Origin of the sequence: Sphingobium nicotianae (assembly GCF_018603885.1) — a bacterium.
Classification (GTDB): Bacteria; Pseudomonadota; Alphaproteobacteria; order Sphingomonadales; family Sphingomonadaceae; genus Sphingobium; species Sphingobium nicotianae.
Genome location: NZ_JAHGAW010000005.1, coordinates 92,255 through 116,661, shown reverse-complemented (window position 1 = coordinate 116,661; position 24,407 = coordinate 92,255). Strand labels below are relative to the sequence as shown.

Below are 24,407 nucleotides of genomic sequence, written 5' to 3'. Positions count from 1 at the left end.
TCTCAGTCCCCGGCCACCGCGACGGGGGCTGGCTGATCCGCGCTGATCCAGCGATAGACGATGCCGCCGAGCGCGCCGCCGATGAGTGGGGCGAGCCAGAACAGCCAGAGTTGCTGGATCGCCCAGCCGCCGACCAGCAGCGCCGGCCCAGTGCTACGCGCCGGATTGACCGACGTGTTGGTGACCGGGATGCTGATCAGGTGGATGAGCGTGAGGCACAGGCCGATCGCGAGCGGTGCGAAGCCCTTCGGCGCCGATCCGTGCGTCGCGCCCATGATCACGAAGAGGAAGGCGAAGGTCATCGCCACTTCGCAGAGGAAGCTCGCCGCCAGCGAGAAGCCGCCCGGCGAATGCTCGGCATAACCGTTGCTGGCGAAACCGCCCGACAGATCGAAGCCCGCCTTGCCGCTGGCGATAAGATAGAGCAGCGCCGCGCCAGCGATGCCGCCCAGCACCTGCGCGGCGATATAGGCCGGCAACTCCTTCGCGCTGAAGCGCCCGCCAGCCCAAAGGCCGACCGACACCGCCGGATTGAGATGGCAGCCCGAGACATGCCCGATCGCATAGGCCATGGTGACGACCGTCAGGCCGAACGCCAGCGACACGCCGACGAAGCCGATCCCGAGACCGGGAAATGCCGCCGCCAACACCGCCGAACCGCATCCGCCCAGCACGAGCCAGGCCGTGCCGATAAATTCCGCACCAAGTTTCCGAAGCATAAGCCCTCCCAGGACCGCACCGGACACCGCGCGTCCGGCGCAGGGAAACTACGCCTCCCGCAGGTATCGGGCAATGAATGCCGGCGTACCTGCTGTGCATTTTACACCTTGAAGCGAGCACTTGCCGAAGCTTGGACGACCGTCATATTGCGCAGCCATGAATGCAAGAACGATGCGGCGCCTGCGCCAGCTCCACCATTATGTCGGCCTGTTCCTGGCGCCCGCGATCCTGCTGTTCAGCCTGAGCGGCGCGCTGCAGACGTTCCGGCTGCAGGAGGAAAAGGGCTATGGCGGACCGCCGCCCGGCTGGATCGTCTGGATGGCCAGCGTCCACAAGGACCAGTCGCTGCCACGGCCGAAACCGGAAAAGGCGAGCCACGCGCCGGATGGGAAGGCGCAGGCGCCGATGACCGGAGCGCCCAAGCCGGCAGGGCCGAAAAAGGGATGGATGCTCCCGCTCAAGATCTTCGTGGCTTTGCTCGCCATCGGCCTGATGATCTCCACCCTGCTGGGCATGGCCATCGCGCTCGTCAATCGCACGACGCGCCGCACGTCAGTGATCCTGCTGGTCGCGGGGACGATCGTCCCGCTTTCGCTGCTCCTGCTGTAGGGCGGGCTGGGTTACGCCGTCGCCCGCCCATCGAAGCCGCGCCGCGCGGTCTCGACCGTCTCCAGATGATCCTCCGCCCAGGTCCATACCCCGCAGAAGGCCTCGCCCAGGCTGACGCCGAGATCGGTCAGCCGATACTCGACTTTGGGCGGGACGACTGGATGGATGGTGCGCACGACGAGGCCGTTGCGCTCCATCTGGCGCAGCGTCTGGGTCAGCATCTTCTGGCTGATGCCCGGCACTTTTTCAGCGATACGCGTGAATCGTTGCTCGCCATGATCGTGCAGCACCTCGATCAGGATCATCGTCCATTTGTCCGCGACCTGGGCAATCAGGTCGTGGACCAGCGCCTCGATGCGCGGATCGATCTCGCCATAGGTCTCGGGGCTGCGCATCTGCGGATCGGTCGCCATTTCACACTCTCTTTTTGGTTAGTATAAATCTTTTCAGTGCCTTCTTTCGATTCGAAAGTTACGCGATACATAGGCGCTCGTCTATACCCCTCAAGGAGACGAACCATGAAGATCAGCGGCAACACCATTCTCATCACCGGCGGCGGCTCCGGCATCGGCCGCGAACTGGCGCAGCGCTTCCATGACTTGGGCAACACCGTCATCGTCGCGGGGCGCACTACCGCGACGCTGGAGGAAACCGCCCAAGGCCGCGCGCGCATGCATGTGCTGACGGTCGACGCGAGCGATGCGGGCAGCATCGCGGCGTTCGCCAAGGAGGCCATCGCCCGCTTCCCGCAGATCAACGTGCTGATCAACAACGCCGGCATCATGAAGCGAGAGGACCTGACACACGGCGGCGACACAGCCATTGCCGAGGAGACGCTGGTCACCAACGTGCTCGGGCCGATCCGCCTGACCAATGCCTTCATCGGCCATCTCGCCGCTCAGGCGGATGCGGCGATCATCAACACCACTTCCGGCCTCGCCTTCGTGCCGCTCGCCTCCACACCGAGCTATTCGGCCAGCAAGGCGGCGCTGCACAGCTGGACGGTGTCGCTGCGCACGCAGCTTGCCGGCAAGGTGGAGGTGATCGAGCTGGCACCTCCGGGCGTGCGCACCGAGCTGACCCCCGGCCAGTCGGAGGTCGAGGCCTATATGCCGCTCGACGATTATGCCGCCGAGGTGATGGACCTGTTCCAGCAAGTGCCGACGCCGAGCGAAATCCTGGTCCAGAATGTCCTGCCGCTGCGCAACGCCGAGCGCGACGGGCGGTTCGACCAGATGGTCGCCGCCCTGGCGGGACATTGAGCGACCGGGGCGCGGGCTAGCTTGCCGTCCGCGCCCCGCTTTCTGCGCGCGCCTTGACCAGCGCCAGCAGATTATTCTCGAGATCGCCGAGGAGCAGCTCGCCCCAGAGCCTCGAATAGCCATTGACCGGTGTCTGGATCCAGTAGCGGGTATCGATCGTCACCCGGGTGCGGTGCGCGTCGATGCGGTCGAGCGAATAGCCGCCATCCATGACGCGGAAATAGCGGCTGTCCGGCATGAGATGGCGGTCAGTATAGGCCCAACCGGCAATATCGTCGAAGACGAAGCGCCAGCCGATCCGCCGACCGGGGCGCCATTGCGTGATCCGCTCGCGGAAGCGGACATTATGGCCCCAGTTGGCGAGGCGCTCGGCGCCCACGCCTTGGCCAAGAAGCCGCGCGCCCAGTGGCCGGGGAATGCCGATGAGATCCTGCGAGATGTTCCAACGCCCCTCGCCGGGACGCACATCGGGTATGCCCCGCAACAGCGGCCAGATGCGCTCCGGCGGCGCAGCCACGACAATGGTCCGCGTGACGGTCGCGTAGGTCTGCGGCACGGGGATCATCGGCTCTACCTGCATCGCGACCAGCGGCGCCACGAACAGGGCCATCGAATAGGCTCGGTTCTCGCGGGTGGCCCGATGCGTGAGCCGGTAGCCCAGCCCCGCCCCGATCGCACCGCTGATCAGCCAGAGCGGCGTGAGCATGATGATGCAGATAACGCCCTCGCGAAGGACGACTGCACCCAATATGATGGCGGCGAGCAGGATCCAGACCGGCACCATCAGGTAGAAACCGCCGCTGCGCTGGCCGCGCGGATCGATGACGCAGCAGACAAGGCCGCAGATCGCCGCCGGCAGGATCAGCAGGAAAGTGAAGCTGATCAGGGCGCCCGAACCGGAGCCCACGGCGGAGATGAGCGCGTAGCCGCCAAGGCCCATGAGGGCCGCGATGCCGATCGCGGCGACGATGCGTTGCCAGAGCGGCCGCAGGGGCTTCCCGGGCGCGGGACCTTCTTCGATCGAATCAGGTTGGACGTCGTCGCTCATGAATGCCCCCGCTAGGCGGCATTGGTTAGCATCCGATCAGCGTGGCTCAAGCCGCCGTCGCTGTCCGATACTCCGCCATTGGCACCCACCAGCCATGGACCTGCGGGCGCATGCGGGTCGGGATCGGGATCTTCGTTACCGGGCCTGCGGGCAGATCGCCGGCGTTCCAGATCCAGACCGCATGCTCATACCGGTCGGGGCCGAGTTCATGGTCGACGATCGCGACCAGCCAGCCCTCATGGCCTGGCTCGGACGAGGCGACATGCACTGTCTCGCTCATGCCGTGCGCGGGCGGGAGATTGTAGCCGCTGATCGCGCCGGTCACGAAATCCTTGCGCAGCAGCGCCGAGAACATCGCGCCGACAACGCCGCCCATTACCGGCGGCCCCTTCATCTGCGGGTCCATGCTGCAATAATAGCCGATCGAGTAGTTGCGGCCCTCGTCCTTCTTGGCGATGCGGGGCATGTCGCCGGGAGGGCCGAGCGGGGTCACCTCGACCGTGTCGCTGTCGCTGCTGAGGTCCACCGTCCAGCGCTGGAAGCCGCCGCCCAGCATTGATGGAGGCACGTTGATGCCGCTGTCCGCCTGGATATGCGGGAAGGCGATCGTGTCGGTGACGTGATGATCCATATGGACCTTGCCGTCGGGCGTCGTGAAGGCATTCATCATGTGGAAACTGGAGACGCCCTTGGGCCCCTTGAACCAGCGGATGTCCGAGACGTCGCCATAACGCGGCATCACGCCCAGATGATATTCGAGGTCCGGCTTGTGGACCCAGTGCGGCCCCTTGTCCTTGACGATCTCCAGATCGGCCGTGGTCGGCTGGAGCGGGAAAATGGCATGGTCCTGCGTGATCGTGAAATCATGCACGAGGCTGCAGAAGGGCGCCTCGAAGAATTGCTCCCTGACGAGCTTGCCCTGCGCGTCGGTCCACCAATAGGACATGGTCTTGGAGCAGAGGCCATCCGCCTCATAGCCATAGACGAACATTTCCTTCGTCTCGGGATCGACGCGGACATGCGCAGTCATCGTCTTCGACTTGAGCGCGCCGCCGAAATCATAGGCGCCGATCGTGTCGAGCGTGGCCGGATCGATGCGCATCGCCGGCCCGTCCTCCTTGGTCATCAGCAAGGTGCCGGCATGCCAGATCGGCGTGGTGTTGGAGACGGTGCCCTCGACGCCCTCGACGGACGGATCGTTGGTATAGGGATTGCGATAGCGGCCGAAGAGGCGCCTCCCGGCGTCATGCTCCGCCTTCCAGCGCGGCGTCTGGACATATTTGATGTCATAGTCGACCGTGCCGTCCTCGTTGAACAGCACGCGGCTGATCATGCCGTCATCGGAGAGAGCCGTATCCGGTACGAAAAAGGGCTCGAACTGCGGATCGGGCACCGCGCGAAAGAAAGCGCCGCGGACATCGGCGGGAATCGTGCCCTCGCTGGGCTTCAGGCCTTTGATCGAGACTTCCTGGCCGACGGGCTTGTTGAGGCCCATATAGTCCAGGGTGGCGGGAAATGGCATCGCACTCTCCAGTTTCTGTGCCACCAGTCTGAGCGGTTCAATCCCCCCTGGCTATGACCCAGTTCAAATTTCTTCAGGCCAATATAGAAGCTTCGGGTTGGTCACGAGCATCCGCTGCTGCAATTCCGGCGTCGGCGCGATGCGCGGAATCATGTCCACGATCGCCCCGTCGTCGGGGATCGCGTCCTGCATGTTCGGATGCGGCCAATCGGTGCCCCAGATGACTTTGTCCGAATAATCTGCCACGAGCGGCGCGACAGCGCGAGCAAAATCGTCCCAGGGCGGTCCGTTCGGCTCCTCCAGCCGGTCCGGGCAGGTGGCCTTGAACCAGATGTCCGGCCGCGAATCGAGTAATTTGCGGAAAGCCCTCATATCCGGGCTATCCGGACCCTGGCGCACATCGGGCCGGCCCATATGATCGACGACGATGGGCACCGGGATGGCATCCATGAACGGGCGCAGCTCCTCGAGAATATCCGCCTCGAAATAGATGACGACATGCCAGCCGGCCGGCAGGCGTTTGGCGACTTCGATGAACTTGTCCTTCGGCGCGTCATCGACGAGGCGCTTGAGGAAATTGAAGCGGATGCCGCGCATGCCGCCCTCGTGCATCGCATGCAGTTCCTCCTCGGAGATGGCCGGATCGACCACCGCGACGCCACGCGCCTTGCCGTCCGAGGCCTTGATGGCGTGCAGCGTCGCGGCATTGTCGGTGCCATGGCAGCTTGCCTGCACGATGACATTGCGCTCGAAGCCGAGAAGATCGCGCAGGGCAAACAGCTTGTCCGGCCCGGCGTCTTGCGGCAGATATTTCGCCTTCGCGCTGAACGGGAATTGCGCCATCGGACCGAACACGTGGCAATGCGCGTCAACCGCGCCCGGCGGCGGCGTGTAGCGCGGCTTGGACGGGTTGCTGTGCCAGGAAAGGATGCGGTCTTCGGTCATTTATCACTCCATGTTCCCCGGCCAAGGCCGGGGTCCAGCCCTTAACGAATTGCCGCGCGAGAGCGCGGGTCGGCGCTTTGCGTCGAGTCTGGACGCCGGCCTTTGCCGGGGGACCGCAAGGATCGGTTAGCCAAAGACCACGCCGTCCATCAGCTTGCGCGCGGTGCGCAGCATGCCGGCTTCGATGGGCCTGCCGTCCGCATCCACCGTCACCACGCATTCGGTGACGCCGGTCGGGTGCTCCACGCCGAGGGTCTTGTTGCTGCCTTCCGGCACCACCGCCACCGATGCCGCCGGAGAGCCCTCGATCAGGCAGGCAGTCGCCACGCTCACCGCGCCGAGCACGCCGATCGAAGCGTGGACCCGGTGCGGGATCAGCGAGCGCACCGCGACCGCGCCGCCTTCCCTGGGCGCCGCGACGAGCATCATCTTGGGGACACTCTTTTCTTTCACGTTACCCAGGTTCATGAGCGGACCGGCCTTGAGGCGGATCGCCTCGACCTTCGCCTTCATCTCGCTATTCGCGTCGAGCGTCTCGCGGTCCTCATAGCCGGTGACCCCGACATCGGACGCCAGGAACACGACGCAGGGCATGCCATTGTCGATCATCGTAACCTTGACCCCGTCGATCTCGTCGACGCCGTTGCCGGTCGGCAGCAGCGCGCCGCAGGACGAGCCGGCCGTGTCGCGGAACGCGAGCGGGATCGGCGCGGCGGTGCCGGGCACGCCGCTGATCGAGGCATCGCCCTTGTAAGTGACCTGGCCGCCCGGTGTCTGCACGGTAGCGACGGCGACCTGCTCGGTATTTTCCATGAAGATCGCGATGCGCGTCTCGTCGCCGCGCGACGCGATAAGGCCGCGCTCGATCGCGAACGGGCCGACGCCGGCGAGCATGTTGCCGCAATTCTGACTGTCGGTGACGATCGGCTGGTCGACGAACACCTGCAGGAACAGATAGTCGACGTCGACGCCCTCGCGCTGCGACCGCTTGACCACCGCAACCTTGCTTGTCAGCGGATCGGCGCCGCCCATGCCATCGATCTGGCGCTCGTCGGGCGAACCCATGACGCGCAGCAGGAAGGCATCGCGCTCGGCGATGTCCTGTGGCAGGTCGTCGGCGAGGAAGAAGGCGCCCTTGGACGTGCCGCCGCGCATCCACATGGCTGGTGCGGACATGTCAGACATATTTCAGCCCTTCCTTCTCCAACCGCTCGCGCATCTTGTACATGTCGAGGCCGAGCACGCCTGCCGCGAGCTTCTCGCGCTTGTCGCCCTCGTTCGCCTCGCGCGCCTGCGCGGCTTCCAGCACTTTGGCGGCATTGGCGCGCGGCACGACGCACACGCCGTCATCGTCCGCCACGATCACGTCGCCGGGATTGACGAAGGCGCTGGCGCAGACCAGCGGCACATTCACACTGCCGAGCGTGTTCTTGACCGTGCCCTGCGCGAAGATCGCCTTGGACCAGACCGGGAAGCCCATCTCGGTGAGGTCGCGCACATCGCGAACGCCAGCGTCGATCACAAGGCCGCGGCAGCCACGCGCAATAGCGCTGGTCGCCAGCAGGTCGCCGAAATAGCCATCCTCACAGGGGCTGGTCGGCGCCAGCAGCAGGATATCGCCGGCCTTCAGCTGCTCGATGGCGACGTGCACCATCCAGTTATCGCCCGGCGGCGCGCTGATCGTGACGGCACTGCCGGCGATGCGCGCACCGCGATAGATGGGGCGCATATAGGAAGCGAGCAGGCCGGTGCGGCCCTGCGCCTCGTGCACCGTCGCCACGCCGCAGGCGGCGAGGCCATCGATGACAGCCGGGTCGGCCCGCTCGATATTCTGGACGACGACACCCATGCTGCTCTCCTTCGAAACGTTGACTGCCCCTAAAATAGGGGCAAGCATAGCGATTGATCTACGCGGAACTTTGCCCTGACCATAAGCTCCTGCTAAGTCTGCGGCGATGCTGTCGCCAAGCCCATCGCCCTGGTCTTTCAACCTGCGCCATCTGGCTGCGATCGCGGCGGTGGTCAATCGCGGCAGCGTCTCAGCCGCCGCCAGCACCGTGCACCTGACCCAGCCCGCCGTCACCCAGGCGATTGCGCGGGTCGAGGCGCTGCTCGGCCTGCAACTGTTCGAGCGTCGGACAGACGGCATGACGCCGCTGCCTCCGGCGCGCGCGCTGGCTGCGCGGGCCGAGCTGGCGCTGGGCCTGATCGGGTCGCGGCGCGTGACCATGGCGCAGATGCGCGCCTTTCTGGCTGTCGCGGACAGCGGCAGTTATGCCGCTGCGGCAGCGCGGACGGGGCTCTCGCAGCCGACTCTGCATCGCGCCCTCTCCGACCTCGCCCTGATTCTGCGCCGGACATTGGTGGAGCGGCGCGGACGCGGCATCGCGCTTACCGAACCGGGCAAACGCACCGCGCGCGCTTTCCGCCTCGCCCGCGCCGAGCTGGAGGCCGGGCTCAACGAAGCGCTTGGCGAGGCCCGGAGCGGCCCGGCGCGCATCACGATCGGTGCCATGCCGCTGTCCCGTGCCCGCGTGCTGCCGTTGGCGCTTGCCCGGTTCAACGCGGCCTGGCCGGAGGTGGAGCTGGTCATCGTCGAGGGATCCCACAGCGAGCTGGCCGAGCCGCTGCGGGACGGCAGCATCGATTTCATGATCGGAGCCATGCGCGACGCCAACCCGGGGCCGGATCTGGTGCAGCGGGCCTTGTTCGAGGATCAGGTCATCATCCTGGCGCGGGCCGGGCATCCGCTGGCCGCACTCGCCCCCCCTCCCGTCAGCGGGAAGGGGTCGGGGGGTGCGCACTCGGCCTTGCCGTCTTTCACCAACTCGGCGCCGGAAGCCCGCGCCCTGGGCCCCTCCCGCTCGGGGAAGGAGGAACAGGGCATCCCCCTCTCCGACCTCGCCCGCTATCTCTGGATCCTTCCCTCGGCCGGCGCGCCCTTGCGGGCCGGTTTCGAGGCCATGTTTCGCGACGCCGGACTGGCGCCGGCCGTGCCGATCGAGTGTGGGTCGGTGATGATGGTCCGCGAAATCCTCATGCAGACCGATTTCCTGACCCTGCTGTCCCCCGAACAGGTGACGGTCGAGCAGCAGGCTGGCTGGCTCGTTTCGCTAGGCGAGCCACCCGCGCATTTTGCACGCACGATCGGCATCACGACGCGCGCGCAGTGGCGCCCTTCCCCCGCGCAGGCCGCGTTCATCGCCGAGCTGGACGCCGCCGCAGCGGGACCAGCGGCAGAACCATTCGCTTCACCTTATAGCCCGGGGCGCGATCAAATTTGCGATCCGGAGCAGGCAGGCGCAAGGGACACGCGATGAGTCAGAGGATCGCCCTGATCGGCTTCGGAGAGGCCGGCCGCACTTTTGCCACGGCCGCCGGCTGGCGTCAGTCCGTGCGCGTGTTCGACGCCAAGACCCTGAACGATGCCACTGCGGACGAAATGCGCGCGGCCTACGCCGCTGCGGGCGTCACCGGCTGCGAGACGCTCGGCGACGCGCTCGATGGCGCGCAGATCGTGCTCAGCCTCGTCACGGCCGACCAGACGCCCATCGCGGCGCAGGCGGCAGCGGCATCGCTGCCCAGGGGCGCGCTGTTCTGCGATCTCAACAGCGTCTCGCCGGGCACCAAGAAGCGCAATGCCGAAGTCATCTGGGCGGTTGGCGGCCACTATGTCGACGTCGCCGTCATGGCGCCGGTCCAGCCGGCCGCGCTCAAGGTGCCGCTGCTCATAAGCGGGCGCTCCGCCGCCGCCGCTGCGGAGATGCTGCGCAGCATCGGCTTTACCAACATCACATTTTCCGGCGCGGCAATCGGCGCGGCAAGCGCGACCAAGATGGTGCGCTCCATCATGGTCAAGGGCATCGAGGCACTGACCGCCGAGATGCTGCTGGCCGCGCAAGCCGCGGGCGTCACCGAAGCGGTGCTCGCCTCGCTTGGCGGCGACTGGCCGCAAAAGGCCGACTATAATCTCGACCGCATGCTCGCCCACGGCGCGCGCCGTGCGGCCGAGATGGAGGAAGTCGTCGCCACGCTCAATGAGCTGGGCGTCGAGCCGCTCATGACGACGGGCACGGTCGTGCGTCAGCGGGCGATGGGCAACCTGCTCCAGGGCGCGGACATGCCGGGCGACCTGGCTGCCAAGCTCGCGCTTATCGCCAAGAAACAAGAAGAGAAGATGCAAGGAAAGGCTGACGCCGCATGACGATGATTATCGATTGCCACGGCCATTATACGGTCCTGCCCAAGGCGCATGACGAGTGGCGCCAGCAGCAGACCGCCGCGTTCAAGGCCGGCGAGGCCGCGCCGCCTTATCCCGAGATTTCGGACGACGAGATTCGCGACACGATCGAGTCCAACCAGCTCCGCCTGATCAAAGAGCGCGGCGCGGACATGACGATCTTCTCGCCCCGCGCCTCCGCCATGGCGCCGCATGTCGGCGACCAGTCGGTGGCGGTGCCGTGGGCGCAGGCCTGCAACAATCTGATCGCGCGCGTCGTGGCGATGTTCCCGGAGGTCTTCGCGGGCGTCTGCATGCTGCCGCAATCGCTCGAGGCGGACATGACCAGCTCGATCGCCGAGCTGGAGCGCTGCGTGACCCAGCTCGGCTTCATCGGCTGCAATCTCAATCCCGATGCCAGCGGCGGCTATTTCAGACAGCCGCCACTGACCGACAAGTTCTGGTACCCCTTCTACGAGAAGATGGTCGAGCTGGACGTGCCGGCAATGATCCACGTCTCGGGCAGCTGCAACCCGGCCATGCACGCGACCGGCGGCTATTATATCGCCGCCGACACGCTCGCCTTCATGCAGCTGCTCGAGGGCAATCTGTTCAAGGATTTCCCGACGCTGCGCTTCATCATCCCGCACGGCGGCGGCGGCGTGCCCTATCATTGGGGGCGCTACCGGGGCCTTGCCGACATGCTCAAGCAGCCAAGCCTCGACACGCACCTCATGAACAACGTGTTCTTCGATACCTGCGTCTATCACCAGCCGGGCATCAACCTGCTGAACGAGGTGATCGAAACCAAGAACATCCTGTTCGGCAGCGAGATGGTGGGCGCGGTGCGCGGCATCGATCCAACCACCGGCTTCTATTTCGACGATACCAAGCGCTACATCGATGCGCTTCCCATCACCGATGAACAGCGTCACGCCATTTTCGAGGGTAACACGAGGCGGGTCTTTCCCCGCCTCGATGCAAAACTGAAGGCTCGTGGTCTTTGAGCCATAGCCGCTGGAGCGAAACATGACCGACAAGAAAGACAGAATCGACGTTCACGCCTATCTGGCCGAGTTTGAGGACATTCCCGGCACCCGCGTGTTCACCGCCAAGCGCGCGCGCAAGGGCTATAATCTCAACCAGTTCGCGATGAGCCTGATGAAGGCGGAGAATCGCGAGCGCTTCAAGGCTGACGAAAGCGCCTATCTCGACGAGTGGAACCTCACGCCCGCCGCCAAGGCGGCCGTGCTGGCCCGCGACTATAACGCGATGATCGACGAGGGCGGGAATGTCTATTTCCTTTCCAAGCTCTTCTCGACCGACGGCAAGAGCTTCCAGTTCGCGGCCGGTTCGATGACGGGCATGACCCAGGAACAATATGCGCAGATGATGATCGATGGCGGCCGCTCGCCCGAGGGCGTGCGCTCGATCAAGGGAGGCTACTGAATATGGCACGCGTTACCACGGGCATCACGTCCAGCCACATTCCCGCGCTCGGCGCGGCGCTGCAGACCCACACGTCGAACAACGACTATTGGGGTCCGGTGTTCAAGGGCTATGAGCCGATCAAGGAATGGATCAAGCAGCCGGGCAACATGCCGGACGTCGTGATCCTGGTCTATAACGATCATGCATCAGCCTTCGACATGAACATCATCCCGACCTTCGCGATCGGTTGTGCGGAGCGCTTCAAGCCAGCCGACGAAGGCTGGGGTCCGCGCCCGGTGCCCGATGTCATCGGCCATCCGGACCTCGCCTGGCACATCGCCCAGAGCCTGATCCTCGACGAGTTCGACATGACCATCATGAACGACATGGACGTCGACCATGGCTGCACCGTGCCGCTGAGCATGATCTTCGGCGAGCCCGAGGCCTGGCCGTGCAAGGTCATTCCCTTCCCGGTCAATGTCGTGACCTATCCGCCGCCGTCCGGCCGCCGCTGCTTCAACCTGGGCGACAGCATCCGCGCCGCGGTCGAGAGCTTCCCGGAGGACCTCAACGTCCATGTCTGGGGCACCGGCGGCATGAGCCATCAGCTGCAGGGTCCGCGCGCGGGCCTCATCAACAAGGAGTTCGACCTGAACTTCATCGATCAGCTGATCAAGGATCCCGAGACGCTGAGCAAGATGCCGCACATCCAGTATCTGCGCGAGGCCGGGTCGGAAGGCATCGAGCTGGTTATGTGGCTCATCATGCGCGGCGCGCTGGGCGACAAGGTGAAGGATCTCTATACCTTCTACCATATCCCGGCCTCGAACACCGCGCTCGGCGCGCTCATCCTGCAGCCGGAAGAGACGGCCGGCGCCGCGCTCGACCCGCGTAAGGTGATGAGCGGGCACAGCCTCGCCGGCGCCTGACGGTTGACTTAGCCCCTCCCGTTGAGCTGCCGCTCGCCTGCGGCTCAGGGGAGGGGTTGGGGTGGGGTTCAAGCTCGCCCAGAAAAACTCGCGCCGGGGCATTGAGCCCCGCCGCTCCTCACCCACCCCTTGCCCCTCCCTTGAAAGGGAGGGGTTGAGTTTTGGAAAGGATCGCTCCCCATGAGAATAGCCCTCGCAGGCGCCGGCGCGTTCGGCGAAAAGCATCTCGACGGCCTCAAGCTGATCGACGGCGTCGAGATCACCTCGGTCATCAGCCGCCGCGCCGAGCAGGCCGCCGAAGTCGCCGCCAAATATGGCGCGAAACATAGCGGCACGGAGCTGGACGAAGTCCTTGTCCGCGACGATGTCGATGCCGTCATCCTCTGCACGCCGACCCAGCTCCATGCCGAGCAGGCGATCGCCTGCATGAAGGCGGGCAAGCACGTCCAGGTCGAGATTCCGCTCGCCGACAGCTGGGCGGATGCGCAGGCGGTGCTCAAGGTGCAGCAGGAAACCGGCCTCGTCTGCATGGTCGGCCACACGCGCCGCTTCAACCCGAGCCACCAGTATATCCACAACAAGATCAAGGCCGGCGAGCTGTCGATCCAGCAGATGGACGTGCAGACCTTCTTCTTCCGCCGCAAGAACATGAACGCAAAGGGCGAGGCGCGCTCGTGGACCGACCATCTGCTGTGGCATCATGCCGCGCATACGGTCGACCTGTTCGCCTATCAGGCTGGCAAGATCGTGCAGGCGAACGCCGTGCAAGGCCCGATCCATCCCGAGCTCGGTATCGCCATGGACATGTCGATCCAGCTCCGCAGCGAAACTGGCGCCATCTGCACGCTGTCCCTGTCGTTCAACAATGATGGTCCCCTCGGCACCTTTTTCCGCTATATCTGCGACAACGGCACCTGGATCGCACGCTATGACGATCTGGTGACCGGCAAGGAGGAGGTTGTCGACGTGTCCAAGGTGGACGTCAGCATGAACGGCATCGAGCTGCAGGACCGCGAGTTCATCGCCGCGATCCGCGAGGGCCGCGAGCCCAATTCGTCCGTCGCCAAGGTGCTCGATTGCTACCGCGTATTGGGTGAGCTGGAGAAGCAGCTCGAGAGCCAGAGCTGATGTAGATGGCCCATTTGCGCACCCTCATTGAGGAGATGGTCGACATCCAGCGCAAGATGGGCGAGACGGCCTATGCCGCACGCAAGGACGCCTCCCAGAAGCCCGCGCTGATCGCAATGCGCCGGGCCTTCGCCAAACAGGTCATTGCCGTTGCCGAAGCGGCCGGCAATGACCCTGGCCTGCGGGCCAACCCCACCCTGGAAGCGGAGTTTCGTCAGCGGCTCGCGCAGATGCGCTCCGGCATCGCGCTGCATCAGGCCAAGTGGCCCGCCGTGCTGCTCGATGACGGCAATGACGAATTTCGCACCTCCGCCGACGCAATTATCAAGACCAATCGCGAATTTGCCGCTTGGGCGCTAAGTATCCTTCCATAGGTGCGTCATTGGGGAATCGAGTCGATGAAGGTTTCGCCACGACTGCGTGAGACGCTCGCGCGTTATGCGACAATCGAGAAGGAGCTCGAAGCCATCGGCCTGCGCACCGACCAGGAGCGTAAGCAGGCGCTCGTCCATTGGCGCCGCCAGCTCTCCGAACAGATCGGGTTGCTGAGCCCGCTGATCGATCAGGACCCCGACCTGACCCGGAATCTCGACATGCACCGCGAGCTCAGCAAACGATTCACGGCGATGCGCTATGGCCTGGCATTGCACCAGGCAAGCTGGCCGGCCGTCAGGATCGATGAGGATCCGGTTGCCTATCGCGCCTCGGCACGGGACGTGCAGGAGAAGTCCCGCTTGTTCTGGCAGTGGTGCGGCGAGCATCTCGGCGTCAACCGGGGCTGACGGCCAGCGCTGCTCCTGCACATCAAAATGAGAAAGTCCGCGGTTTCGCGGGCGCGATCACCAACACCCGATGGGCCTTCGCGAACTGCGCGTTGCCCGTTGCGAACTGCCGGGCCATCCGTCGTGAAATGAAGAGCTTTGTCGAAGGCTTTTCGCAACGCTTTGCTTTTATGGCGCGGCATCGTCGAGCGCGAACATTCGAAACGGTTTGCGCCGCCGCCGTTCAAGTATAGATGTTTTCCATAAGATATAAGCCGGACGCACAGTACATCGTCGGACGAAGACAGGCCGGCGCTGGAGAGGAAAGAAAATGCCGATCGGGAGTGAACTCCAAGGGGCCTTACGGTCCTTTGTCGCCGTAGAGCGCGAGATTGTCGCACTCGGCGAGCGCGCGGACCCCACCAAGGCTGCCGAGTTCGTCAATATGCGCCGCGATCTGGTGATGGAGTTCGCCAAGCTCGGCATGGCATTGAGCAACGATCCCTACCTCGTGGCCAATCCGGACCAGATGACTCAGGTCACGCGGCTCTTCTCGGCGTTCCGGGCCGCCAATTCGATCAATCAGGCCGATTGGCCCGCCATTCGCGTCCGTGACAATCCGGAAGGTTACAAAGACGCCTGCCGGCCAGTGGCTGAGCGCTCAGGGGCCTTCTGGCAGTGGGTCGAGCGTGAACTCGGCCATAGACGCTGATGTTGCGGCATGCGGGTCCGCGAGGCGCATCTCCCGATTGATTTTTGATGTGCGGCGAGACATGAGCGCGGCATGACCTTACCCGCTACCCCCCTCCCCACCCGGCCTATCGGACAGAGTGCCATCTCTGCGATCAGCTTCGGGTGCATGAATCTCTCGCACGCCTATGATGTGCCGCCGAGCGAGGAGGACGGCGCCCGTGTACTCAATCGCGCACTGGACCTCGGCGTCACGCATCTCGACAGCGCGGCGCTTTATGGTGGCGGCGGCAGCGAACGGCTGCTGAACAAGGCCGTCAGCCATCGCCGCAAGGACTATTATCTCGCCAGCAAATGCGTGCTCGACCAGATCGACGGCAATCGCGTGCTGGACGGACGGCCCGAGACGATCGCCGGATCGCTCGAACGCTCGCTGCAGCGGCTTGGTACCGACTATATCGATCTCTATTATCTCCACCGGCTCGACAAGAACGTGCCGATCGAGGAGTCGATGGGCGCGATGGTGCGCGCCAAGGAGGCCGGCAAGATCGGCGCCATCGGCTTGTCCGAAATGTCGGCCGAGACGCTGCGCCGGGCCCATGCCGTGCATCCGATCACCGCGATGCAGTCCGAATATTCGCCCTGGGTGCGCAATCCCGAGGTGGCAGTGCTGGACGCCTGCGCGCAACTGGGCGTCGCGTTCGTCGCCTTCTCGCCGCTGGCACGCGGTTTTCTGGCCGGCTCGATCACCAGCAACGATTTCGTGGCAGGCGATATCCGCATTCCGATGCCGCGCTTCCAGGAGCCGAATTTCAGCGTCAATCTGAAGCTCGCCGCGCGGTTCAACGCGCTTGCGGCGGATCTCGACATCTCGCCGGCACAGCTCAGCCTGGCCTGGGTGCTGGCTCGCGGGCCGCACATCATCGCGATCCCCGGCACGCGCACCATCCCGCATCTGGAGGACAATCTCGGCGCGGCGAGCGTGACGCTCTCGCCCGAGACGATCGCCGCGATCGACGCCATCTTCGCGCCCGGCGCCGTCGCCGGCCCGCGCTACAATGCGGCGGTGCAGGCGCAGATCGACACCGAGCTGCTCCCCGAGGAAATGGCCCAGGCATGAGCATGATCGACGACCAGACCCGCCGCGCGATCGAATGGGACTGCGCCACCCTCATCAACCTCTACATGCTGCGCAATGACGCGGGCGACGCGGACGGCGTCGCAGCACTGTTCACCGAGGATGGCATCCTCGCCCGGCCGACCATGCCAGATCAGCCGATCGTCGGCCGCGACGCGATCCTCGCTGGCTTCCGCGCCCGGCCGGCCGGCACGAAGACCCGCCATGTCGTCTCGAACATCATCGTCGAGGTCGAGAGCGAGACCGAGGCCCGCGCATCGAGCGTGATGCTGCTTTATCGCGGTCAGGCGACCGGGGACGGCAGCCTGCCGGCACATCATCCGGCCGATCCGCTGATCGGCTATTTCAACGACCGCCTGCGCAAGACCGCCGAAGGCTGGCGGTTCGCCGAGCGACGCGGCGGCCTGGACTTCGCGCCATGACCGAGACCACGCCCGACGATTTCACCGCCTTCCTTTCGCGCCCCTATCGCATCGAATGGGGCCATTGCGATCCGGCCGGCATCGTCTATGCGCCGCGCTTCCTGGAGATGTTCGGCGAGAGCACGATCATGCTCTTCGAAAAGGCGCTGGGCGTGCGCAAGAGGGACATGCTCAAGGGCCATGGCGTGGTCGGCTTCCCGATGGTCGACGTCTCGGCCAGGTTCATGCGCCCCGCCGCCTATGGCGACGATGTTGTGCTGGAAGCCGCCGCGCCCGAGTTCGGCAATTCCAGCTTCACCATCGCGCACCGCCTGCTCAAGGATGGCAACGTCTGTGTCACCGGCATCGAGAAGCGCGTCTGGACCGTCCGCGATGCCGAACGTCCCGGTGGGATGCGGGCCGAGCGCGTGCCGGATCAAATTCGGGACATGTTCAACAAATAGGGGCTGTCAAAGCGCGAAATCAGGCTAAACAGGCAGTCAGAAGCAGAGGACTGCCTGAGCTTGGAGGGGCGCTGAATGAATGTGGGTCTAGGGGGCATGCCCTCGGGTGTGGCGCGTCGCAGCGCCGGTTATCAGGCCTGGCTGGTCGGCCTGCTCAGCATCAATTTCGGCATCGTCTTCTTCGACCGGCAAGCGCTCAACGTGCTCATGCCTTCGGTCGCGCAGGATCTGGCGCTCAGCAACACCCAGATCGGCCTGCTCGCGAGCGCCCTCTCCTTCACCTGGGCGCTGGCCGCCTTCGGCATCGGCAAGCTTTCCGACACGATCGGCAACCGCAAGCTGCTGCTGGTCCTCTCGACGCTGGGCTTCTCGATTTGCTCCTTTGTCAGCGGCATCGCGACCAGCTTCGTCTTCATGCTCGCCGCGCGGCTGCTGATGGGCGCGGCGGAGGGCGGAATCATGCCGATCAGCCACGCCATGGTTGCCACGGAAGTTGACCCCAAGCATCGCGGCCTGGCACAGGGCATCGCGCAGAATTTCGGATCGAACCTGCTCGGTTCCTTCCTGGCGCGGTGCTGCTGGTCTGGTTCGCACAGGTCTTCGGCTGGCGCGAGGCCTTCTATCTCGCGGGTGTGCCAGGCATCGTGAGCGCGATCATCATCTGGTTCAGCCTCAAGGAGCCGCCCGCCCCGCCCCGGCCGGGCGTCGAATATGAGGGCGAGAAATACGGCATCATCGATGCGCTCAAGAACCGCAACGTGCTGATCTGCGTGATCCTCGGCGTGCTGATGGTCAGCTATTTCGTGGTCTGCCTGACCTTCATGCCGATTTTCCTGACCAGCGTGCGCGGCTATACCGGCACGGAAATGAGCTGGCTGATCGGCACGCTCGGCATCTCGGCCACGATCGGCAGCTTCGCCACCTCCGCACTTTCGGATCGGATCGGGCGGCGGCCGGTGATGATCGCCATGCCGTTCATCGGCATCATCCTGCCCATGGGCGCGATGTATTGGACCGGGTCGGTCTGGGGCCTCGCCGCTATCTTCTTCTTCGGCTGGGGGCTGAACGGCATCTTCCCCCTGTTCATGGCGACCGTCCCCTCGGAAAGCGTCGACCCGCGCCATGCCGCGACCGCGCTGGGTCTCACCATGGGGTCAGCGGAGATTCTGGGCGGCGTGTTCGCGCCTTCCATCGCCGGCGCCGCAGCCGACGCCTCTACCCTCGCCGCGCCGCTCTGGATCATGGTCGGGCTGACGATCGTCTCGGGGATCGTGGCCCTGTTCCTCAAGGAAACGGCGCCCTCGCAGGTCGCCAAGCGCGCGGCATAGGAAGCCCAGATGGACGTCGCATCCTCCTTCACCACGCGCCGCTCGGGCGGTTACCAGGTCCTGCTGGTCTGCCTGCTGAGCCTCAATTTCGGCATCGTCTTCTTCGATCGCAACGCGCTCAACTTCCTGATGCCGTTTGTGCAGCCGGAGCTGCGCCTCAACAACACGCAGGTCGGCCTGCTGGCGAGCGCGCTGTCGCTGAGCTGGGCGCTCGCCGCGTTCGGCATCGGCAAGCTCTCCGATACGCTCGGCAGCCGCAAGCGCCTGCTCGTAATGGCGACCGTCGCCTTCTCGCTCTGCTCCTTCATGACCGGCATCGCCGGAACCTTCGCGCTGCTGCTTGGCGCGCGGCTGCTGATGGGGGCGGCGGAAGGCGGCATCATGCCGATCAGCCACGCGATGATCGCCAGCGACGTCGCGCCCGAGCGGCGCGGCATCGCGCAGGGCGTCGCGCAGAATCTGGGATCGAGCCTGCTGGGTTCCTTCGCCGCGCCGGTGCTGCTCGTTTGGTTCGCGGAAGCCTTCGGCTGGCGCTCGGCTTTCTATCTTGCGGGCGCGCCAGGCATCTTGAGCGCGATGCTCATCTGGTTCCTGATCGACGAGCCGGTCGCGCCGCCAAGGGCCGTGCCGGGCGTCCAGGAAAGGACCCACCGCACGCTCGACATCCTGCTCCAGCGCAATGTCTGGGTGTGCGTGGTGCTCGGCGTGCTGCTGGTCTCCTATCTCGTCATCTGCTGGGCCTTCATGCCCATCTATCTCACGCAGGTGCGCGGCTACTCGCCCGAGGTGATGGGCTGGCTGATGGGCACGCTCGGCATCTCCGCGGCCGTCGCGAGCTTCGTCGTGGCGGGCCTGTCGGACCGGATCGGGCGACGACCGGTGATGATCGTCATGCCCTTCGTTGGCATCATCCTGCCGCTCGCCGCGCTCTATTTTCAGGGGCCCGCCTGGGCCATGGCCGCCCTGTTCTTCATCGGCTGGTCGCTCAATGGCATCTTTCCGATGTTCATGGCGACCGTGCCATCCGAGAGCGTCGATCCCTACCATGTCGCGACCGCACTCGGCCTCACCATGGGCGTGGCCGAAGTGCTGGGCGGCGTATTCGCGCCATCGCTGGCCGGCATGGCGGCCGATGCAACCAACCTTTCCGCGCCGCTGTGGATCATGTTCGGCCTGACGATCGCATCCGGATTGATCGCCATGTTCCTAATCGAGACCGCCCCCTCGCAAGTCGCGAAAAAGGCTGGCTGACCCCTCTCCCGCAAGCTGGAGAGGGATGAAGCCATTCAGATGCGTGCCGCCGCAATCGCCGCACCTTCGCTCAGCACGGCCAGCTTCTTCCACGCCACGACCGGGTCGATCTTGCCGTAACCGGCAAAAGTGCCGAAGCCGCAATCCGTGCTGGCGATCACCCGCTCCGGCCCGACGATGCCTGCAAAACGCTCGATACGCTGGGCGACCAGTTCGGGATGTTCGACATAGTTGCTGCAGCTGTCGATCAGACCGGGCGCGAGGACGAGATCATCCGGTAGCTTCGTGTCGCGCCAGACCGTCCATTCATGCTCGTGGCGCGGATTGGCCGCCTCGAACAGCACCGTCCCCGGACGCGCCGCGAGGATGAGCGGCATGATCTTCGAGAGATCGATGTCGTGATCGTGCGGGCCTTCATAATTGCCCCAGCAGATGTGCATCCGCAGGCGGTCGCGCGGCAGACCTTCCGTCGCGGCGTTCAGCGCCTCGACATTCGCCCGCGCCACCTTCAGAAACTCGGCGTCGGACAGGTCCTGATAACCGGTGTGCCGCGACATGGCGAGATCGGGGCAATCTAATTGGAGATCGAAGCCCGCGGCGATGATCGCTTCATATTCGGGGCGCATCGCCGTCACGAGATCGGCCAGATAAGCCTCGTGCGTAGGATAATATTGGTTGGGCTGGAACGCCGTGACCAGGCCGGGTGAGGCTGCGTTCAGGAAACCGCGTGCACCTTTCCCTGCGCGGTCGAGCGCCGTCTTGAAGCGGCGAATATCGTCCTGACACGGCTCCATCGTGCGCAGCCGCACCGGCGCGATACAGGAGGCCCGCGTGAAATCCTGCTCACCCATGATCGCCGCCAGCTTGCGGCGCAGATCGGGCAGCGGCGCCAGATCCAGCGCCGGCTTGCGCGGGCTATGGCCTCCAAATCCCTCGAGACGCTCGATGACATAGGTCGAATAGCCGATCTTGCCGAGCTCGCCGTCCGAAACAATCGAGATGCCCGCTTCTACCTGTCGCGCCACGGCCTCGTCGATGGCCGCCTGGACCGTTGCGTCAAACAGCGCGGGATCATAGGGCTCGCCATGGTCGCGCGCGTGCAACAGGGGTGTCAGTTCGGGTCCACGCGGCAAACTCCCCACGTGGGTGGTGGCAATCGACGTCATGAGCAGCTCTCTCCTTCTGCAAAAGTCGGCTGGTGGTTAGCGAGGCGGAGCTGTCGCGAACAGCGAAAATCGTTCCCAGATTTTGACTCTGTCTGTTTCACAGTGTGAAATGCAATTTCTGATCACAGCCGTGTTACTTACTAGACACACACACCCGTGCTACGAACACTGCAGCCGGCGACGCCCGACAGGAGACGTCCCTATCAAGCCGGCGCGAGGAGGAGAGAGACATGCGCGTGAATCACGCCCTTTCGACAGCTATGCTTGCTATTGCCACCGCGATTTCCGCCCCCGCCTGGGCGCAGAACGAAACTACCGCAGCGGATCAGGCAGCCGAAACCAACCAGACTCAGGACATTGTCGTCACCGCGCAGTTCCGCGCGACAAAGCTGCAGGATACGCCGATCGCGATCACCGCAGTCAATAACGCCATGCTGGAAGCGCGCGGGCAGACCGACATCGCTCAGGTCGCGGCGCAGGCGCCGAACGTTTCGCTGCGGCCGCAACCACAGAACGGCGGCTCGGGTCTCATCGCCTTCATTCGCGGCGTCGGCCAGACCGACTTCAACTATGCGCTCGATCCAGGCGTCGGCGTCTATATTGACGATGTCTATATTCCGACCCTGTCGAGCTCGCTGCTCGAACTGATCGACCTCGACCGCGTCGAGATCCTGCGCGGTCCGCAGGGCACGCTCGCAGGCAAGAACGCCATTGGCGGCGCGATCAAGCTGTTCAGCGCCAAGCCGAAGGGCGACGGTTCGGGCTCGATGCAGGTCGAATATGGGTCGTATAACGCGCTGAGCGTTCGCGGCATGGCGGATTTCAAGATCACCGATAATCTGGCGGTGCGCGTCTCGGGCATGTCGCGCGGTCGTGATGGCTATGTCGGGATGCTCGACTATGGCCAGACTCATCCCAATTCGAATGTCCCCGGCAACCTCTCGCGGGGCTCCGGCAATTCCGACTATGCGACGATGGGCGGTCAGAACATCATCGCCGGTCGCGCGGCACTGCGGTGGACACCGGCGCCTGCGGTCGAGGTGAATGTCTCCGCCGATTATACCCGCGAGCGGTCGGAGGCGATCCCGGTGGTTCTGATAGCCGCTGGCGCGATCGCTCCGGCGGGCACCACGTTCGATCCCAAATCGGTGGGCAACTCGGCCTCCCTGTCGTCCTTCCCGCCGCCGACCTACGCCAACCCCTGGCTGGTCGGCAAGAACGGCCAGCCGGTGAATATGAGCTGTGCCTTTGTCCCCGCCGGACAATATAGCTGCGACACGGGCGGCAACCTGCAGGGCTGGGATCCGCGCTTCGTCAGCTATTCGAACTTCATGGATGGCATGGCGCCAACGAGCCAGGCTCCGTACAAGCCGTACTTCGCGCTGCCGATCACCAACTTCAATGGCTGGGGCGTTCACGGCGATGTCACTTTCGACCTCAACGACAATGTGAACCTGGTCTATATCGGCTCGTATCGCGCCTATAATTCGAAGTTCGGCCAGGATCAGGACGGCACGCCACTTCCCGTCGCGCAGCTCGACAACCAGCTGGATCACCACGCATTCAGCTCGGAAGTCCGGCTCAACTTCAAGCTGGCCAATGGCTTCGTGGAAGGTACGGTCGGCGGCTTCTATCTCGATCAGAAGGGCACCTACACGGCGCGCGTCGACCTGAATTATGTCGCGCCGGCCACGATCGACTTCCTGCATGGCCCGGACACAACGCCCAGCACTACCAAGGCGGTGTTCGGCACGCTGACGCTGCATCCTGTCGAGGGGATGAGCGTCACCGGCGGTCTGCGCTATACCAAGGACAAGAAGGACTATACCTATTTCCGCCGCAACCCGGACGGGTCGATCCCGAATCCGGCGACCTGCGCCCTGTTCACGCAACCGAACTGCCTGCTCGCGGGCATTTATGGAATTACCGGCAGTTTCCGTGGTGATCGCTGGGATTATCGCCTGTCGGCCGACTACCGCTTCTCCGAGCAGTTCCTCGCTTATGCGTCGGTCTCGACCGGCTTCAAGGGCGGTGGCGTCAATCCGCGTCCCTTCGTTGCCGACCAGCGGCTGCCTTTCAAGCCTGAGACGCTCACCACCTATGAGGTCGGTTTCAAAGCCGACCTGTTCGACCGCAGAGTGCGCTTGAACGGTGCGGCGTTCCTGAACAAATATAAGGACATCGTTCTCAGCAAGCTTACCTGCCCGGAGTCCGTCCTGCCCACCCCGTGCCTACGGCCGGATAATATTGGCTCCGCGGACGTGAAGGGCTTCGAGCTTGAAGCCACGATCCGCCCGGTCGACGGTCTGTCGATCGACGGCAGCTTCAGCTATCTCGACTTCAAATATACCAGCCCGACGACCTCGGCGGGGCTTCTGGTGGGAAGCGCGATCCCGGGTTCGGCGATCACGCCCTACACGCCAAAGACGTCCTACTCGATCGGTGCCCAGTATGACTATCAGACGAATATCGGCCTGTTCGGTATTCGCTTCGATGGTTCCTATCAGGGCGACCTTTTCACGACGTCAGAGAACACGTCCTGGTCGAAAATCCCCGGGCGCTTCCTTGGCAATGGCCAGCTGTCCTTCACGTCCATGGATAAGGACTGGAAGCTCATTCTCTCCGTCCAGAACATCTTCAACAAATATTACTTCACATCCATCAGCGACGTATCGAGCTCGCTCGGCATCGTCTCGGGCGTGCCCGGGCTGCCGCGGACTTGGGCAATCAGCGTGAAACGCAGCTTCTGACCCGCGAATGAGATAATAGGAGAGAGAGGGAGGGGCCGGAGCGCAAGTTCCGGCCCCTTCTGTTTCAAAAAACGCGCCCGGTCATGCTACACAGCTTGCATCGAGAGAGCGACATTGCATACTATGATAGGTAAATCAACGGGACGCGCTCGACCGCCCGGCAACCAGGATCAGGATCGCCCGAAATGCTCATCAAACGGCTCGACCACGTCAACATCCGCACCCGCGACCTGCCACCGGTGGTCGCCTTCTATCGCGACATATTGGAGCTGGAGGAGCGCGATCCGCCGTCCAATCTAGACAAGACGATGGTGCGCTGGATGTACGATCATAAGGATGATCCGATCGTCCACATCAGCACCCCCGGCGCGCTCAGCGAGCATGGCGTCTATGACAAGATTACTGGCACCACGGGCGGCCTCGATCATGTCGCCTTCCAGTGCATCGGTTTCGACGCGCTGGTCGAGCGGATGAAGAAGCACAACGTCCCCTGGCGCGAGAACCGCGTCGAGGTGATCAAGATGACACAGGTGTTCATCCACGACCCGACCGGCGTCCAGATCGAGCTCAACGTGTTCGATCAGGATCCCAATCCCGAGGGCTGAAACGGTCCCGGCAAAGACAAGACACCAGGAGAGAGATGCC

At 64.4% G+C, this 24,407-nt stretch carries 27 protein-coding genes; 19 read left to right on the top strand and 8 right to left on the bottom strand.

Annotated elements, in window-relative coordinates; translation table 11 throughout:
* Positions 1–2: 2 nt before the first annotated feature.
* Complete coding sequence (aqpZ, locus tag KK488_RS08630) at positions 3–719, bottom strand: aquaporin Z (protein ID WP_214622760.1); 717 nt, start codon at positions 717–719, stop codon at positions 3–5.
* A gap of 157 nt (positions 720–876) precedes the next feature.
* Between aqpZ and KK488_RS08625 the strand changes: the two genes are divergently transcribed.
* Positions 877–1,329 (top strand): hypothetical protein, encoded by a 453-nt coding sequence (locus tag KK488_RS08625; RefSeq protein ID WP_214622759.1) that lies wholly within the window; start codon positions 877–879, stop codon positions 1,327–1,329.
* Positions 1,330–1,340: 11 nt separating this feature from the next.
* Here KK488_RS08625 and KK488_RS08620 read toward each other — a convergent pair whose 3' ends face one another.
* Positions 1,341–1,742, bottom strand: coding sequence for a winged helix-turn-helix transcriptional regulator (locus KK488_RS08620; protein WP_214622758.1), 402 nt, complete (start codon positions 1,740–1,742; stop codon positions 1,341–1,343).
* A gap of 105 nt (positions 1,743–1,847) precedes the next feature.
* Here KK488_RS08620 and KK488_RS08615 point away from each other — a divergent pair, with 105 nt between their 5' ends.
* Positions 1,848–2,591: an SDR family oxidoreductase gene (locus KK488_RS08615; protein WP_214622757.1), complete on the top strand. Its 744-nt coding sequence runs from the start codon at positions 1,848–1,850 to the stop codon at positions 2,589–2,591.
* 16 nt (positions 2,592–2,607) lie between these two features.
* On the opposite strand, the gene KK488_RS08610 is transcribed toward KK488_RS08615, so the two are convergent.
* The 5 genes from KK488_RS08610 to ligK all read right to left on the bottom strand — a co-directional run bounded on the left by KK488_RS08610 (position 2,608) and on the right by ligK (position 7,955).
* Positions 2,608–3,639, bottom strand: coding sequence for an SRPBCC family protein (locus KK488_RS08610; RefSeq protein WP_214622756.1), 1,032 nt, complete (start codon positions 3,637–3,639; stop codon positions 2,608–2,610).
* A 46-nt stretch (positions 3,640–3,685) separates the two neighbouring features.
* On the bottom strand, positions 3,686–5,185 hold the full coding sequence (gene nov2, locus KK488_RS08605; RefSeq protein ID WP_349356866.1) for a lignostilbene-alpha,beta-dioxygenase NOV2: 1,500 nt from the start codon (positions 5,183–5,185) through the stop codon (positions 3,686–3,688).
* Between the two features lie 39 nt (positions 5,186–5,224).
* Positions 5,225–6,106: an amidohydrolase family protein gene (locus tag KK488_RS08600; protein WP_214622755.1), complete on the bottom strand. Its 882-nt coding sequence runs from the start codon at positions 6,104–6,106 to the stop codon at positions 5,225–5,227.
* A gap of 126 nt (positions 6,107–6,232) precedes the next feature.
* Entirely contained in the window at positions 6,233–7,291 is a 1,059-nt protein-coding gene (locus tag KK488_RS08595) for a 4-oxalomesaconate tautomerase (protein WP_214622754.1), read from the bottom strand.
* Positions 7,284–7,955 carry a 4-carboxy-4-hydroxy-2-oxoadipate aldolase/oxaloacetate decarboxylase gene (gene ligK, locus KK488_RS08590; protein WP_214622753.1) on the bottom strand — a complete coding sequence of 224 codons (672 nt, stop codon included), beginning with the start codon at positions 7,953–7,955 and terminating at the stop codon, positions 7,284–7,286. Before ligK ends, KK488_RS08595 begins: the two co-directional genes overlap by 8 nt.
* 106 nt (positions 7,956–8,061) lie before the next feature.
* Between ligK and KK488_RS08585 the strand changes: the two genes are divergently transcribed.
* From KK488_RS08585 to KK488_RS08520, 15 genes are all read left to right on the top strand, one after another.
* Positions 8,062–9,426, top strand: coding sequence for a LysR family transcriptional regulator (locus KK488_RS08585; protein WP_214622752.1), 1,365 nt, complete (start codon positions 8,062–8,064; stop codon positions 9,424–9,426).
* Entirely contained in the window at positions 9,423–10,310 is an 888-nt protein-coding gene (locus KK488_RS08580) for an NAD(P)-dependent oxidoreductase (protein WP_214622751.1), read from the top strand. The genes KK488_RS08585 and KK488_RS08580 overlap by 4 nt, the downstream gene beginning before the upstream one ends.
* On the top strand, positions 10,307–11,332 hold the full coding sequence (locus KK488_RS08575; RefSeq protein ID WP_214622750.1) for an amidohydrolase family protein: 1,026 nt from the start codon (positions 10,307–10,309) through the stop codon (positions 11,330–11,332). Before KK488_RS08580 ends, KK488_RS08575 begins: the two co-directional genes overlap by 4 nt.
* A 22-nt stretch (positions 11,333–11,354) precedes the next feature.
* Positions 11,355–11,774 (top strand): protocatechuate 4,5-dioxygenase subunit alpha, encoded by a 420-nt coding sequence (gene ligA, locus KK488_RS08570; protein ID WP_214622749.1) that lies wholly within the window; start codon positions 11,355–11,357, stop codon positions 11,772–11,774.
* Positions 11,775–11,776: 2 nt separating this feature from the next.
* A complete protein-coding gene (locus tag KK488_RS08565) occupies positions 11,777–12,685 on the top strand; it encodes a class III extradiol dioxygenase subunit beta (protein WP_214622748.1) in 909 nt (302 codons plus the stop codon).
* Positions 12,686–12,865: 180 nt separating this feature from the next.
* On the top strand, positions 12,866–13,813 hold the full coding sequence (locus KK488_RS08560) for a Gfo/Idh/MocA family oxidoreductase (RefSeq protein ID WP_214622747.1): 948 nt from the start codon (positions 12,866–12,868) through the stop codon (positions 13,811–13,813).
* 56 nt (positions 13,814–13,869) lie between these two features.
* Positions 13,870–14,187, top strand: coding sequence for a hypothetical protein (locus tag KK488_RS08555; RefSeq protein ID WP_214622746.1), 318 nt, complete (start codon positions 13,870–13,872; stop codon positions 14,185–14,187).
* A gap of 24 nt (positions 14,188–14,211) precedes the next feature.
* A complete protein-coding gene (locus tag KK488_RS08550; RefSeq protein WP_214622745.1) occupies positions 14,212–14,595 on the top strand; it encodes a hypothetical protein in 384 nt (127 codons plus the stop codon).
* Positions 14,596–14,905: 310 nt separating this feature from the next.
* Positions 14,906–15,286, top strand: a complete 381-nt coding sequence (locus KK488_RS08545) for a hypothetical protein (RefSeq protein ID WP_214622744.1) — start codon at positions 14,906–14,908, stop codon at positions 15,284–15,286.
* 72 nt (positions 15,287–15,358) lie between these two features.
* Positions 15,359–16,384: an aldo/keto reductase gene (locus tag KK488_RS08540; RefSeq protein WP_214622743.1), complete on the top strand. Its 1,026-nt coding sequence runs from the start codon at positions 15,359–15,361 to the stop codon at positions 16,382–16,384.
* On the top strand, positions 16,381–16,824 hold the full coding sequence (locus KK488_RS08535; protein WP_214622742.1) for a nuclear transport factor 2 family protein: 444 nt from the start codon (positions 16,381–16,383) through the stop codon (positions 16,822–16,824). Before KK488_RS08540 ends, KK488_RS08535 begins: the two co-directional genes overlap by 4 nt.
* Positions 16,821–17,267, top strand: coding sequence for an acyl-CoA thioesterase (locus KK488_RS08530; RefSeq protein WP_214622741.1), 447 nt, complete (start codon positions 16,821–16,823; stop codon positions 17,265–17,267). The genes KK488_RS08535 and KK488_RS08530 overlap by 4 nt, the downstream gene beginning before the upstream one ends.
* Positions 17,268–17,342: 75 nt before the next feature.
* A complete protein-coding gene (locus KK488_RS21310; RefSeq protein ID WP_250890200.1) occupies positions 17,343–17,915 on the top strand; it encodes an MFS transporter in 573 nt (190 codons plus the stop codon).
* Positions 17,840–18,595: an MFS transporter gene (locus KK488_RS21305; RefSeq protein WP_349356865.1), complete on the top strand. Its 756-nt coding sequence runs from the start codon at positions 17,840–17,842 to the stop codon at positions 18,593–18,595. Before KK488_RS21310 ends, KK488_RS21305 begins: the two co-directional genes overlap by 76 nt.
* 9 nt (positions 18,596–18,604) lie before the next feature.
* A complete protein-coding gene (locus KK488_RS08520) occupies positions 18,605–19,846 on the top strand; it encodes an MFS transporter (RefSeq protein WP_214622740.1) in 1,242 nt (413 codons plus the stop codon).
* Positions 19,847–19,881: 35 nt separating this feature from the next.
* Here KK488_RS08520 and KK488_RS08515 read toward each other — a convergent pair whose 3' ends face one another.
* On the bottom strand, positions 19,882–21,012 hold the full coding sequence (locus KK488_RS08515) for a cobalamin-independent methionine synthase II family protein (RefSeq protein ID WP_214622739.1): 1,131 nt from the start codon (positions 21,010–21,012) through the stop codon (positions 19,882–19,884).
* A 230-nt stretch (positions 21,013–21,242) separates the two neighbouring features.
* Between KK488_RS08515 and KK488_RS08510 the strand changes: the two genes are divergently transcribed.
* The gene (locus KK488_RS08510) at positions 21,243–23,762 is read left to right on the top strand and encodes a TonB-dependent receptor (protein ID WP_214622738.1); all 2,520 of its coding nucleotides are present in this window, start codon (positions 21,243–21,245) and stop codon (positions 23,760–23,762) included.
* 185 nt (positions 23,763–23,947) lie between these two features.
* Positions 23,948–24,367: a VOC family protein gene (locus tag KK488_RS08505; protein WP_214622737.1), complete on the top strand. Its 420-nt coding sequence runs from the start codon at positions 23,948–23,950 to the stop codon at positions 24,365–24,367.
* The last annotated feature ends 40 nt before the right edge of the window (positions 24,368–24,407 follow it).